This is a genomic window from Streptomyces sp. NPDC048277 (genome assembly GCF_040652235.1).
In the GTDB taxonomy this organism is placed as follows: Bacteria; Actinomycetota; Actinomycetes; order Streptomycetales; family Streptomycetaceae; genus Streptomyces.
In genome coordinates, this window is record NZ_JBEZLQ010000039.1 from 39644 (window position 1) to 53283 (window position 13640).

Genomic DNA, 13640 nt, shown 5'->3' on the forward strand with positions numbered 1-13640 from the left:
GCGTCTGTGTGACGTTATGTCGGAAACCTCGGCGAAGCTGTTGAGATCAGGGCACTGTGCGCCAGATGGCGTAGACACTGCCGGAAGCAGGTTCTATCCAGATATGCGCGGGGCGCACCACGGGTCCCGCGTCGGCACGGGAGGTCGCACATGGTGGTTCCGGACGATCCGCTCAGCTACTGGATCGCGCTCCTCGACATCGAGGACTTCAGCCTGCGCCCGGAGACCACCCAGGCCACGCTGCACGAAGAGCTGTACCACGTGGTCGAGTTCGCGCTGGCCGGCGCCGGACTCCCGCTCGACGAGGAGCTGACGCAGGACCGCGGGGACGGGATGCTGCTGTTACTTCCGCCGGACACCCGGCCGACCAAGCTGCTGCGCGAGCTGGTGCGCGGCATGGAGGACGCGCTGCTCCGGCACCGCGACACCTTCAACCACGAGCACCGGATGCGGCTGCGCGTCGGGCTGAACCAGGGGCTGGTGATCCGCCGGGGCCAGCGCTGGACCGGTACCGGCATCAACGACCTGGCCCGGCTCGTGGACGCGGGACCGGTCAAGCAGGTCCTCGCCCGCGCCGGGCGGGCCCAGCTGGTGCTGGTCGTCTCCGACGAGATCCACCGCAGGGTGGTGCTGGGCCGCTACCCGGGCATCGACCCGGCCGCGTACCTGCCCGCCGACTTCGTCACCAAGCACGGCGAACCGTGCCGGGGCTGGGTCACCGTACCCGGCTATCCGGCACCGCCCGGACTCCCCGCGGACTCGGGGGAACCGCCACGTGGGAGAGCGAGACCGGGGGACGCTCCCGGCACGGGCGGATCCGCGGGGGCGGCCGGCGGCGGGACCGAACTGGGGAGCCCGGTCCCGCCGCCCGTGTCGTTCGAGATAACGGACAGTCAGATAGCCGTCGGCGACGGTGCGATGGCCGTACGCGGTGACTTCGTCGAGATCAAGGGCGACTACGTCAACGGCCGCAAGGTCGTGTACGGCGACGACGACATCCCTGAGGACGGGGCATGAGCACCCCACCGGCGGCGGGGGCCGGTGGGGGTGGCGCGGGGGCCCCGGGAGCCCCGGGAGGGGCCGCGTCGCCGGCCGCCGGGCCCGCCGCCCCGGCCGGTTCCCCCGGCTCCGCCGGTCCCGCCGGTTCCGGTCCGGCCGGTTCCGCCGCCCCGGCGGGCGGCGGTGACGGCGGGGCCGGACAGCCGATGCCGGGTGCCGGCCAGCCGACGGCCGCCGCGCCTCCCGACAACAGCGTCGGCGCCGGCGGCAGCGCCAGTCAGGCCACCGCCCGGGCCGGTGCGGGCAGTCTGCGGGCCGGGCTGCTGCGCTCGGCCTGGGGACGCATCGGCGGCGACGTCTTCGACGGCGACAAGATCGTCATCAACGTGGGGGAGGACCGCAGGCTCGTCCTGCGCACCCTGCCCGCCCAGGCGGTGGAGACCGTACGGCACACCTTCCAGGCGCCGCCCCGCTGGGACGACGTGGTCGCCGACGCCTGGCAGCGCCGCTCGGTCGTGCTGCGCGGCCCGGCGGGCTCGGGCAAACACGCCGCCGCCGTACGGCTGTTGCTGGCCGCCCAGGCCAAGCGCTTCTACCAGCTCGACTCGGTCGCCGAACTGGTCCAGCTCAACGACCTCCGGCAACTCGGCAGCGGGGCAGGCCTGCTGGTGGACCGGCCGGCGGACCTCGACGAGCTGCGCGGCCCCCAACTCGACGGCCTCGAAGACCTGTTGCTGCACGCCGACGCGCACCTCGTACTGATCGCCGGTCCGGAGACCGACCTCGGACGCGGGGTCGGCGAGTACGTGCAGCGCATCGCCCGGCCCGACGTCCTGGCCGACGTGCTGCGCGCCCACCTCTTCCACCGGCTCGGCGACGACGACGCCGAGGGCGCGCTCACCGCGGGCGGGATCGGCGACCTCGCCGAGGAACTCCTCGACGCGGCCGCCGCCTGCCGGGACGCGGCCCGGCTTGCCGAGGTGCTCGCGCACGAGCACGGCGGCGGCGCCATCGACCCGGACCGGGTGCGCGCCCGGATGGACCACACGGGCGGGGAAGGGCCCGAGGAATGGTTCGAGGGGCTCGGCGAGACCGGGCTGCGCACCCAGGCCATCGCCCTCGCGGTGCTCGGCGGGCTGCCCCAGGAGCATGTCGCCATGGGCGCGAGCGCGCTGCTCGACCGGTTCCGCAGCGAACGGGGCGTGCTCAAGACCACCGAGGAGACCGGCCCGGTACCGCTGCGCCAGGACCCGTTCAGCCAGTCCCGCCGGCTGCTCGCGGAGAAGCTGCGCGCCCGGACCGTCGCCACCCTCACCCTGGGCGACTTCGGCTGGCTGCCCTGCACGGTCGCCGAGTACCGCAATCCCGACTACCCGGCCCGGATCATCCGGCACGTCTGGTCCGAGTACCGCATCCAGGACGAACTCATCGGCTGGCTCGGCGAGTTGGTCGACCGGCGGTCGCAGCAGGTGCGCAGCTACGCCGGTACGGCGCTGGGGCTGATCGCCACCGAGTCCTTCGAGTACGTCGCCACCCAGGTCTTCCCCGACTGGGTGCGCGACCAGGCCACCGGCTATCTGCGCCGCGAGGCCGTCGCCTACGCCCTGCGCGTCTGCCTGCGCCGCCCGGCGCTGCGGCCCGGGGTGCGCGGGCTCGTCGAGCGCTGGTACATGAGCACCGACTGGGAGTTCGAGGCGGCCGCCGCCCGCGCCTACGGCCTGTGCCTGGGCGGCACCGACCTCTCCGGGGCCGTCCTCGCGCTCACCCGGCTGGGCACCGTCGACCACATCCAGGTCGCCATCGAGATCGGCGACGCCTTCGCCGACCTCCTGGAGGAGGACGTCGACGCGTACGCCGGTGTGGTGCTGCGGGCCATCGCCGAGATGTCCCACGAGAGCGCCAGCCGTCCCTCGGGGCATCTGGTGTTCCTGATGCTCGCCAACCTCCTGGTCACCGACGAACCGGGCACCGCCGGCGGCCGGCGCAGCCGCCCCACCCTGCTCCGGCTGGCCGCCGACGCGCCGCCCGGCCACGAACTGCGGCGCCTGCTCGGCTACCTGTGGGCCGAGGTGATCAACGGCGAGCTGTTCGCCGACGAGGCCGGTGGCGTGCTGGAGGCCTGGGCCGCCCGCGCCGAGGCCGACCCGCAGCTCCTGGACGACATTGTCCGCGTCCTCGTCGAGGACGTCGCCGCCCGCGGCCCCCGGGCCGCGCTGCTCCTGGAGCGCTACGCCCGCCACTGGACCGACCGCGACCGGTTCCGCCCGCTGCCCCGCACGGCGGCGGTGCTCGGCGCCGCCCTGAAGGCAGCCGCATCCACCCAGTCAGGAGGTGCCCGGTGAGTGAGCCGGTCTCGTTGATCGCCGAGAGGCAACCCGTCCCGCGCCTGGCGGTCGGGCCCACCAAGGCCACCCAGCCGCACCTCGCGGTCGTCTACGCCACCGCCGCCGGCGAGGTCGAGTGCTTCGACGGCCGCCCGATGACCCCGTCCCAGCAGGTCTTCTCCAAATACCGCACCCGCTACGAGGTCGACCTGCGGCCCCGGCAGCGCAGCGCCGTGCTCGGCCGCAACCCGCTGGTCTCCCGGGACGGCGTGCACGCCTTCGAGGTCCGGGTCGACTTCTGCTTCCGCATCGACGGCTTCGACGGCGCCAAGAACTGGGTGCGCTCCGGCATCGACGACGCGCTGCCCGTCGTCCACTCCTATCTCACCAGCCTGTTCCACGCGGCCGGGCAGCGGTTCGCGATCGAGGACTCCTTCGGGCTCCAGATGTTCCTCAACCAGAAGTGCGCCCAGCAGGTCGTGCTCGCCGAGGGCCTGATCATCTACGGCTGCCAGGTCACCGTCACGCCCGACGCCAAGTCCAAGGCGTACCTGGAGTCCCTGATCGAGGCCGGCCGCCGGGAGACGCTCGGCCAGGCCGAGCACACGCCGAACATGGGGGCGGTCGTACGCCAGGGGCAACTCGACGCCAAACAGCAGGAGTTGCAGATGGAGGCCGCGGCCCGGCAGGCCAGGGCCCTGGAGGGCACCCGGATCGACAGCGAGGGCCTGATCCGCCAGTACCTCAACACCCACCCCGAGGACGCGGCCGGCGCCTTCGAGATGCTGCGCAAGCTGGAGGAGGCCCGCTTCGCCACCGCCGAGCTGCAGAACCAGCGCGCGCTCGCCCTGTTCCAGGCGATGGCCGACAAGAACCTGGTGCAGGCCGGCGACCTGGAGGTGATGCGGCAGCTGCTGACCGACGTGGTCGGCCGCGCCGCCGGGGCCAACCAGCTGCCCGCCACGAGCACACCCCAGCTGCCGGGCGCCCGCCCCTGGGACGCGCCCGCCGCCCAGCTCCCCTCGGCCGCCGCCTCCGGCCCCACCCCGACCCAGTCCCACGTCCAGCCGCCGTACACCGCGCCGCCCGCCCAGCCGTACACGCCACCGGCCGGCCCCTCTCAGCCGTACGCGCCACCCGCCGGCCCGTCCCAGCCGTACGCCCCGGGATACACACCCACCCAGGTCACCCCGGTCGTCCGGCCCGCCTACGCGGCGCTGATCTACCTCGTCCTCGACGAGTCCGCGCCCGACTGCCTGGAAGAGCTCAACCGCGGCCTGAGCGACCTGCACGCGGCCCTCGCCGCCGCCCCGGACGTCTCGGCGGGCATCCGGCTGTCCGTGCTCGGCATGGCCGCCACCACCGAACCCCGGCTCCAACTGGAGACGGTCACCACCGCCACCCGCACCCCGATCCTCACCGGCCGCCAGGGGCTGTCGTACGGCCACGCCTTCCAGCAGCTGCGGACCGTCGTCGCGCAGGACGTCGGGGTCGTCAAGGCGCAGGGCGCCCAAGTGCTGCGCCCGCTCGTGTACTTCGTCACCGGCGGGACGCCCGACGAGAGCGACGACTGGCGCGACGCGCACCGCGCGCTCACCGACGCCACGGGCAACCCGGCCGCGCCGCACGTCATCGCGCTCGGCGTGGGCCGGGCGCACACCTTCGCGGTGCGGGCCGTGGCCACCCGGCCCGAGTTCGGGTTCATGGCCCCGCCGCACCAGGACGCCGTCTCCGCCGCGCACAGCTGCGCGGTGTTCCTGCGCGACAGCGTCGTCGGCTACGGCCGCCGGATCGCCGCCGGCGACCCGCAGTTCTCGGTCAACCCGCCCGACGGGTTCCGGCGCGCCGAGGACGCCTACTGACCCGATCCACAGCTCCCCAACCCGCGAGAAACGGAAAGACGATGGTGGAAAGCAACCGGGGGCACTTGCTCCCCATCTACGTCCTCGCCGACGAGTCCGGTTCCATGATCGACCACATCGACGACCTCAACGACGGTCTGCGCTCGCTGCACCAGGCACTCCTCGGCGAGCCGATGGCCGCCGCCAAGGTGCGCTTCTCGGTGCTCGGCTTCTCCGACGACGTGGTCGAGCGCGTCCACCTCGTCGATCTGCGCAGCGCGGGCGAGTTCCCCGAACTGCGCACCCGGGGCATGACCAGCTATCTGAACGCCTTCGAGGACCTGATCAAGCGGATACCGGGCGACGTGGCCGACCTCAAACGGGAGGGCTACCAGGTGCACCGGCCCGCCGTGTTCTTCCTCAGCGACGGACTGCCCAACCACAACGAGGACTGGCAGGACGCCCACCGCAGACTGACCGACCGTCACCTCACGCTCGGGGCGCCCAACATCATCGCCTGCGGGATCGTGGACGCCGACGCGTCGACCATCAACCAGGTCGCCACCCAGCCGGAGTTCGGCTTCGTCGCCAACCAGGGCGTCGATGTCGGCGGCGCCATCGCCAAGTTCTGCACGGCGCTCACCAAGAGCGTGATCTCCTCGGGCCGTTCGCTCGGCTCGGCCGCCCCGCAGCTCGTGGTGGACAAGCCGGAAGGCTTCACCGTGGCCATCGATGTGATCTGAGGTGGCCATGTTCCACAACCGGCGCTCCGGCGAAGAACGGGGCGAGCAGTACGGCGAGCAGTACGGCGAGCAGTATGGCGAGCGGCACGGCGGACAGTACGGGGCGGTGCCACCGCCGCCCGGGCCGGCGCCGGATCTGTTCCCGGCGTCCGGTCCCGGCGGCTCCGGCGGCTCCGGCGGCTCCGGCGGCTCCGGCGGTCCTGGCGGTCCCGGCGGTCCCGGCAACGGCGGCGGTCCCGACGCGGTGTACGACTTCGAGCGGGACGGCGGCTGGCCGCCGGGCGCACCCACCTCCCGCGCGGGCCTGCCCGGCGCCGGGCAGCGGTACGCGCCGGGCCCGCCGCCCCCGCCCCCGTCCGACCTGGGCGAGGCCTGGCAGCCCATCCTCATCGACGGCGCGGCCCCCGACTTCGCCTACCGGCCGCCCGCCGGCGGGCTCTCGTACCGGCCGGACACCGTGTGCGACGGCTGGTCCACCGACGCCCTCGACCTGCGGCTCGCCTCGGTGCGCGGCTACGCCCACCGCGCCGAGGGCCGCCCCCGCGAGGACGACGCCGCGGCCGCCTACGACGAGCTGTCGCAGACCGTGGTGTTCGCCGTCGCCGACGGCGTCTCCGACGCCCGCCAGCCGCACATCGGCTCCCAGCTGGCCTGCCGCAGCGCGGTCGGCGAACTCCTCGACCAGGTCCGGGCGGGCGGCGGCCAGGTCACCGACTGGGGCAAGCTCCTCAGCACCGTCCACTGGCAACTGCGCACGCAGGCCGCCCGGTTGCTGCACCGCCAGGACGCGAGCGTCGAGGAGACCGCGGCCCTGCTCGCCACCACCCTGGTCGCCGGGGCGGCCACCCCCACCCCGGAGGGCGTGCGGGTGACGCTGGTGTCGGTGGGCGACTCCGGGGTCTGGGGGATCAAACACGGTCAGCTGTACGGGCTGTCCGGCGGCAAGTCGCTCGGCCCCGACGGCCTGGTCTCCTCCGCCGTACGGCCCCTGCCGTACCTGACCGCCGACATCCGTCCCCGGACCGTGCCGCTCGACCCCGGTATGGTGCTGCTCGTCGGCACCGACGGCTTCGGCGATCCGGTCGGCGACGGCCGAGGCCCGGTGGCCGAGCTGTTCGCCAACGAACTCACCACCCCCATACCGCCGTTGGCCTTCGCCCTCACCCTCGACTTCTACCGGGAGACCTTCGACGACGACCGCACGCTGCTGGCCCTGTGGCCACGGGGAGGGCGGCGATGACCGAGGTGAAGGTGCCCTGGGTGCTCCCCGAGAAACTCGGGGACTACCCGGCCGAACGGCTGGGCGACGGCGGCCAGGGCATCGTCTACGGGGTTCCCGACCCGGACGACCGCTTTCCGGGCCAGACCCTGGTCTACAAGGAGTACCGGCAGAACATCGTCTACGACGCCGACGCGCTGTACGAGATGGTCTGCCTCCGCCAGCGGCTCACCCCGGGCGAGCGCACCTTCCTCGACGAGCGGCTGACCTGGCCGACCGTGCTGGTGTACCGGGGGCGCACCCCGCAGGACCCGCTGCCGTCCCGCAACCCGGGCACGACCGTCGTCGGCTTCCTGATGGGGCGGATGCCCACGGCGTACCAGGTGCGCATCCCGCCGCTCAACGAGGCCAAGCCGCAGGCGATGCAGTTCCTGCTCAACGACGACACCTACGCCCTGCGCATCGGACTTCTCGTCGACGACGCACGGCGCCTGGAACTCCTGCTCGACCTGGCCCGCACCATCGAGTGGCTGCACCGGCGCCAGGTGGTGATCGGCGACCTCTCGCCCAACAACGTGCTGTTCACCCTCCAGGGCAAGGCCCGCTGTCTGCTCATCGACTGCGACTCCATGCGCTGCGCGGGCCGGGACGTACTGGAGCAGGTGGCCACGCCGGACTGGGAGGTGCCCGGTACGGAGGAGAAGGCGACGCAGGCCTCCGACTCCTGGAAGTTCGGGCTGCTCGCCGCGCGGATCTTCAGCCGCAGTTTCGACAGCACCGACGTCGACCCGCTGCGCACCGTCTCCACCGAACTGGCGAACCTCGCCTCCCGCGCCCAGAGCCGGGACCCGGCGCGCCGCCCGGCCCTCATCGAGTGGCTGAAACCGCTGGAACTGGCGCACAACAGGACCTTGCAGCGGCAGCAGGCGGCGGCCCACGCGAAGGCCCAGGCACAGACGCAGGCACAGACGCAGGCCCAGCCCCGGCCTCAGGCGCGGCCCCGGGCCCAGACGCCCACGGCGGCACCGCCGGCCGCCGCGTTCGCCCAGTCGGCGCCGCCGCCCGCGTTCGTCCCGCAGGTCCGCCGCCCGGCCCCCTCGTCGACGGGCGGCAAGGTGCTCGGCGGGCTGCTCGCCGCCCTGCTGGTCGGCGGAGGTGTCGGCCTCGTGCTGACCCACATGCACTCGTCCGGCGACTCGAACTCCTCGTCGGGTACGACGCTGTCCGCCACCCCCTACTCGGGCCCCACCGATCCCACCGATCCCACCGACCCGACGACCCCCACCGAGGACACCACCACGGAACCCCCCGCGAACCAGGCCGTCACGAAGGGCGCCACCGTCGACTACTCCCAGGTCGCCGACGACGCGGAGGCCGAGGACGTGGCCAGGATGTTCGCCGAGTTCTACGGCGCGATCAACGAACAGGACTACGACACCGCGATCGGTCTCTACGACCCGGACTCCACCGCCGTCGACCAGAACTCCAGCTCCAGCCGGGCCCAGTGGAAGAAGACCATGTCCACCACCCGGGACAGCAACATCGTGCTGAACGACCTCTCCTCGGACGGCGAGTACACCCTGGCGACGATCGGCTTCCGCAGCCACCAGGCCGCCGGTTACGGTCCGTACGGCAACACCGATGACACCTGCGACGACTGGACGGTGACCTACCAGCTCACCGACACCGACGGCTACCGTATCTTCAAGGCGCCGAAGGGCGGGGTGAGTTACACGTCCTGCTGAGCCCGAGGACTCAGGCCCCGAACGCCTGCCCCTTCAACTGGTCCACCGCCCGCACCACCAGCGACTGACGTCCCGTCACGATCCAGCCCTGCGCCCGCCACTGTTCAAGGACGCGGCTCACGGTGCGCCGGGAGGTGAGCAGCAACCCGGCGAGGTCGTCCTGGGAGAGGCCGAGCCCGATCCGGCGGCCGGGGCCGTCGGGCTCCGGCAGCCCGCACCGCTCCACCAGGTCGAGCAGGAGGGCGGCGAGGCGGGCGGGGACCGGTTCGGTGATGCCGGCGCGCTGGGCGTCGGCCTCGCGCAGCCGTCGTACCAGGGTCTGTTCCAGGGCCGCGGCGATGCCGGGGCGGGCGCGGGCCAGGACGTGGAAGCGGCTGGCCGGGAGATGCAGCAGGTCGGCGGTGGTGGCCGTGACCAGGGTGGCGGAGCGGCGGCCGTTCTCCACCGAGGCCTGTTCGCCGAGGAGTTCGCCGGGGCCGCGCAGCGCGAGCAGGGCGCGGTAGCCGGCGTGCGACTGGGCGACGACCTTGACCCAGCCGTGCAGCAGCACGACAAGGTGGTCGGAGCCCTCGCCCTGGGCGAGGAACTGCCGGTCGGCGGCGAGCGGGATCCGCGTCGCCGCCCGCAGCAGCGCCGCCCGGTCACCGGCGTCGAGGGCCTCCCAGAAGGGGGCGGGGCTGGTCACCACGACTCACAGTGTGGCCCCGGCACACCGCCCCGAAACCTGCCGGAACCTTTCCGGAACCGTCGTAGCGGCTCAATCCTCCTTCTTCGCCCACGACTTGAGAGCGGCCTCGTCGTCGAAGTCCGCCACGTTCTTGTCGTGCGGGTCACTGGTGTACTGGTGGAACCGCCACTTGGCCTTGATGCGCGGGTGACCGGCGCTGACGTAGTCGGCGATCCACAGGCCGTCGCCGGCGTAGGAGGTGGTGTCGATGTTGAGCCAGAAGTCGCGGTTGGTGTAGAGCACGACCTGGTTGTTCGGCCGCAGTTGCTTCACCTTGCGGATGAAGGTGTCCTTCTCGGCGTTGCTCGCGTGATTGCCCTCGGCGGTGGTCTCCCAGTCGACGGCGAGGATCTCGCCCGCTTTCTCGGGGGCGTGTTTGACGAAGTACTCGGCCTGGGCGGTGAGGTTGCCGGGCCAGAGGAAGTGGTAGAAGCCGACGACCAGTCCGGCGTCGCGGCCGGTCTTGGTCTGGTCTGCGAGTTTCGGATTGACGTACGAATGCCCCTCCGTCGCCTTGATGAAGACGAAGGAGAGGCCGTCCGTGTCGTATGTGGAGGACTGGTACGCGCTCACGTCGATTCCGTGCAGCATGTGGGGGTCTCCCTAAGTGCCAGTGGGGTGACACGCGTTGCGTTGCAAATGCGTATTCCGTATTCCCCACCTTGGCACGGAAGATCCGTGCGCGCGCGTGAATTGTCAGCTTCGGGCCGCCACCGAACTTGACCCCGTGTCCGCGTGCGCGGTCCCGCCCGCCGGCACGCACAGGGCCCCGGCGCGGCCGTCCGGCGGATGCGGCTCAGCGCAGGCCCGCGAAGAGGTCGTCCTCGGGCAGGGGCGCGCCGGTGGTGTCGTGGACGCGGACGAACGTCTCCACGCCCATGAGCTTCGTGAACCTCTCCTTGCCCATCCGCAGGAAGAAGATGTTGTCACCCTGGCTGGCATGCGCGGCCAGCGCGTCGAACTTCTGCCCGCCGAAGTCGGTCGTGTCCACCCATGTGCTGATCTCCTCGTCGGGCAGGCCGATTTCGAGCTCTGCTCCGGTCTCGGACGGATCGGGCTCCTCCCGGTCCTCGCCCAACTCGCGCATGATCTGCCCGAACTCCTGCATCATCGAGCGCGGCGCCGTCGTCCAGTACACCTTCGACGCCACCCCGGTCAGCGCGAGCGCGGCCATCGTGATCCGGTTCGCCTGGATGTGATCGGGGTGGCCGTAGAACCCGTTCTCGTCGTAGGTCACGACGACATCGGGCCGGTACCGCAGCATCAGTTCGGCCAGCCGGGCGGCCGCTTCCTCCACGGGCGTGCTCCAGAACGATCCGGGCGCGGAGTTGGCCGGCCAGCCCATCATTCCGGAGTCGGCGTATCCGAGAAGCTCGAGATGACCGATTCCCAGGATCTCGCAGCTCGCTTCGAGTTCGCGTCGACGCATCGCGACCACGGCGGCCGGATCGTGTCCGGGGTCGCCCGGCTTCGCCCCCTCCGCTCCGTCTCCGCAGCCGCCGTCGGTACAGGTGACGAGCACCGTGCGGATGCCCTCCGCCGCACAACGCGCCAGGACACCCCCGGTGCCCGTGGCCTCGTCGTCCGGGTGGGCGTGCACTGCCATCAGCGTCAAGGGGCGCTCGGCCATGGAATCCATCCCCTGCTCGGAAGAGTGATCGATGCCAGTCTGCGGCACGGCGACACGTCACCGCCCCCAGTCTGGCCGAGCCCGACCGTTACCCCGAGGCCCCGACCGGCCAGGGGCCCCTCAGCACTCGATGATGTTCTACATCCGCGATCAGGCCACCACGGCAACGGGCAACGGAAAGGTTGCCACGGCCCTCATCGCGGAGTTCAACTCCGGACAGCCAGTGGGTACCAAGTGGCACATCGCCAAGGCGGCCGACCTTATGAAGCGTCTTTCCGAACTCCTCGAAAAAACCGCGTCCAGAAGATGAAGAGCGGTACCAGCCTCCTCTCCGACGACGACCTGAAGATCGCCCATGGCGAGGCGAAGGAACTCTGGACCGCCCTCAATTCGAACGATGTCACCGGCAACGTGACGACTTACGTCAACGGTGACGACTCGGTGCGAAAGGGGCTCGAAGGTGTACGCAAGAACATCGTCTCCAAACAGGCCGTCAGTGACATCACCGGCCAGAGATTCGAGGTGGACCCCCGGGACCGGTCACCCAACCCCCGCCCCCGGCAGAGCGGCGAGCCCCTGCACATGAAGGGCTTCATGAAGGGGTTCGGTATCGTTGGCTCCGCGGCGGCCCTGAGTCAATATCCGGCCGATGTGTACAACTACGGTTGGAAGGAAGGAACCAGGAGCACGCTGGAAAGCCTCCTCGACCCGCTGGACGTGGTCCCGGACGGCCAAGGCGTCGGGTGCGTGTTCTTCAACGAGTGCTACACCGAAGCCGCACCCATGGCATGAGACATAGGCCCAGGAGTTCCCATGACCAAGCCGATCACCGTGTCCACGCTCTTCCCGGAGTTGCTGCGCACCGTGCCAGAATTTGAACGCTGCGTGACGAGAGAAAGGGAAAACGCCGAACAATCGGGCGGGGATCCTGAAGATCTCGATCACATGAAGCTCAATCCATATTCTCTGGCCTTCGACCTTTTCACGGTCATCCTCGTCCCGGCTCTGGAGTCACCGGAAGCAGAAGGTGCGCAGGACCTTCTGGCCCGTTCCTTCGATCTGCTCGAACGCGCCGCCCTGTCTTCCGACGCCTACGTGCGGGACAATCTCTCCCTCGCCACGGAGGACTTTCTTCTCGGCGACCACGGCCCGACCGCATACGCCCACGCGGGTCCTGCCTTCCGCACCCTGATGACCGAGTGTATGACGGCGGAGGGAATCGAGGTCCCCGAGAGCTGGCGGGCGTAATTTCCGCTGAGCCCCGGATCCGCGTGCGCCGTCGGGGGAGCAGGGCCCCTGGCCGAGCTCCCTGACGCCGACCTCGCTGAACTCGTCGCCCTGTCCGAGGACACCTGCTCGTTGAACGTCGTCACAAACGTTCATGATCACGGCGGCCCTTCCCGCGACCGCAGAGACCGCTGACCTGCACGGGCACCTCGACAGTCAAAACTTGCAGCTGCCGTGGTGGGCTCGTCATCCGGGCTGAGCCGCGGGTCAACGTGCAGGAAATCACGGGGCGTACGGACGAGGCGGGATCCAGCCAAGTGTTCGAGCGCCGCCAGCACGCTACGCGATGAGTCTTGGAGAGCCCCGTACTCGTCTTCGGCACGGGAGCCTCCGCGCACAGGCGGACGGCCAGGACCATCAGCCGTTCCTCGTGACGAGGGTGGCTGCGACCGGTGAGAGAACACCGCATCAGCCCGATATGGGAGATGTCCGTCCACGGCACTCGGACATAACGGTGGCCCGTCCCGAAGGTGATCTCGGCGGAGTTGAGGACCAGCGTCGGGACATGCCGGTCGCCTGAGAACAGAGCAGCTCCGAAGGGCCACAGGAAGAGCAGCATCGGCATGCCGGTCAGCAGAGGGCCCGACCAGCTCAGCCGGTCCGCCGACACCACCGACGACCATCGGCTCGCGCCTGTTACCGGCAGCGGTGGCCGTGTCGGCGCGCAACCGCACCTCGTCGCGCGCTGGAGGTGGCGGAGCTGCCGACGCTGGGCCACGGAACAGGGCGAGAACGCCGGCGGTGTTCAGCGCGCGCCGTTGAGCACAAGAACCCCAGAAGGTGAGCGATGGCGTGCCTGGTCGGTCGGATGAGGGCACGGCCCTGCTGAACGCGGGGTGGCTCGCACGAGTTCCCGCTGGGCGACGTCTCCGAGGGATTCGTGGAAGCCCTCCTGAAGCTGGCCAAGGACACGATGAACGTCTAGCGGGGCATGCGCTTCTGCGACTTCTGCCCCACCTTTCAGGATGCACGGAAGAATGCGTGGCGGACCACGGATACCAGCCGCCGCGGGCATTCGTCGACGCGGTCCTGGCAACGTGGGAGGGAAAGTGACGGGCTCACGCAGAGCATCGGTGGGGCGGTCAACGTCTCGGTCGGCAAGGCAGGCAGATCGCACGGTTGAGG

At 71.0% G+C, this 13640-nt stretch carries 12 protein-coding genes; 9 read left to right on the plus strand and 3 right to left on the minus strand.

Features of this window, described 5'->3' with window-relative positions; translation table 11 throughout:
• The first annotated feature begins 150 nt into the window (after positions 1-150).
• From AB0D85_RS47795 to AB0D85_RS47820, 6 genes are read left to right on the plus strand one after another with little or no spacing between them, the layout of a single operon-like run.
• Complete coding sequence (locus AB0D85_RS47795) at positions 151-1017, plus strand: hypothetical protein (protein WP_362336387.1); 867 nt, start codon at positions 151-153, stop codon at positions 1015-1017.
• Positions 1014-3341: a hypothetical protein gene (locus AB0D85_RS47800; protein WP_362336391.1), complete on the plus strand. Its 2328-nt coding sequence runs from the start codon at positions 1014-1016 to the stop codon at positions 3339-3341. Before AB0D85_RS47795 ends, AB0D85_RS47800 begins: the two co-directional genes overlap by 4 nt.
• Positions 3338-5185 carry a hypothetical protein gene (locus AB0D85_RS47805; protein ID WP_362336394.1) on the plus strand — a complete coding sequence of 616 codons (1848 nt, stop codon included), beginning with the start codon at positions 3338-3340 and terminating at the stop codon, positions 5183-5185. Before AB0D85_RS47800 ends, AB0D85_RS47805 begins: the two co-directional genes overlap by 4 nt.
• A gap of 41 nt (positions 5186-5226) precedes the next feature.
• Positions 5227-5907, plus strand: coding sequence for a hypothetical protein (locus AB0D85_RS47810; protein ID WP_362336397.1), 681 nt, complete (start codon positions 5227-5229; stop codon positions 5905-5907).
• Between the two features lie 7 nt (positions 5908-5914).
• A complete protein-coding gene (locus AB0D85_RS47815; RefSeq protein WP_362336400.1) occupies positions 5915-7147 on the plus strand; it encodes a protein phosphatase 2C domain-containing protein in 1233 nt (410 codons plus the stop codon).
• Positions 7144-8871 carry a hypothetical protein gene (locus AB0D85_RS47820; RefSeq protein WP_362336403.1) on the plus strand — a complete coding sequence of 576 codons (1728 nt, stop codon included), beginning with the start codon at positions 7144-7146 and terminating at the stop codon, positions 8869-8871. Before AB0D85_RS47815 ends, AB0D85_RS47820 begins: the two co-directional genes overlap by 4 nt.
• Positions 8872-8881: 10 nt before the next feature.
• Here AB0D85_RS47820 and AB0D85_RS47825 read toward each other — a convergent pair whose 3' ends face one another.
• The 3 genes from AB0D85_RS47825 to AB0D85_RS47835 all read right to left on the minus strand — a co-directional run bounded on the left by AB0D85_RS47825 (position 8882) and on the right by AB0D85_RS47835 (position 11228).
• Entirely contained in the window at positions 8882-9559 is a 678-nt protein-coding gene (locus AB0D85_RS47825) for a Crp/Fnr family transcriptional regulator (protein WP_362336406.1), read from the minus strand.
• Positions 9560-9628: 69 nt separating this feature from the next.
• On the minus strand, positions 9629-10189 hold the full coding sequence (locus tag AB0D85_RS47830; RefSeq protein ID WP_362336409.1) for a GH25 family lysozyme: 561 nt from the start codon (positions 10187-10189) through the stop codon (positions 9629-9631).
• A 205-nt stretch (positions 10190-10394) separates the two neighbouring features.
• Positions 10395-11228: a PIG-L family deacetylase gene (locus AB0D85_RS47835; protein WP_362336412.1), complete on the minus strand. Its 834-nt coding sequence runs from the start codon at positions 11226-11228 to the stop codon at positions 10395-10397.
• Between the two features lie 130 nt (positions 11229-11358).
• Here AB0D85_RS47835 and AB0D85_RS47840 point away from each other — a divergent pair, with 130 nt between their 5' ends.
• Genes AB0D85_RS47840 through AB0D85_RS47850 form a run of 3 tightly spaced genes read left to right on the plus strand, consistent with a single transcriptional unit; the run spans position 11359 to position 12476 of the window.
• Entirely contained in the window at positions 11359-11538 is a 180-nt protein-coding gene (locus AB0D85_RS47840; protein WP_362336415.1) for a hypothetical protein, read from the plus strand.
• The gene (locus tag AB0D85_RS47845; protein ID WP_362336418.1) at positions 11535-12020 is read left to right on the plus strand and encodes a hypothetical protein; all 486 of its coding nucleotides are present in this window, start codon (positions 11535-11537) and stop codon (positions 12018-12020) included. Before AB0D85_RS47840 ends, AB0D85_RS47845 begins: the two co-directional genes overlap by 4 nt.
• A gap of 21 nt (positions 12021-12041) precedes the next feature.
• A complete protein-coding gene (locus tag AB0D85_RS47850; RefSeq protein ID WP_362336421.1) occupies positions 12042-12476 on the plus strand; it encodes a hypothetical protein in 435 nt (144 codons plus the stop codon).
• The last annotated feature ends 1164 nt before the right edge of the window (positions 12477-13640 follow it).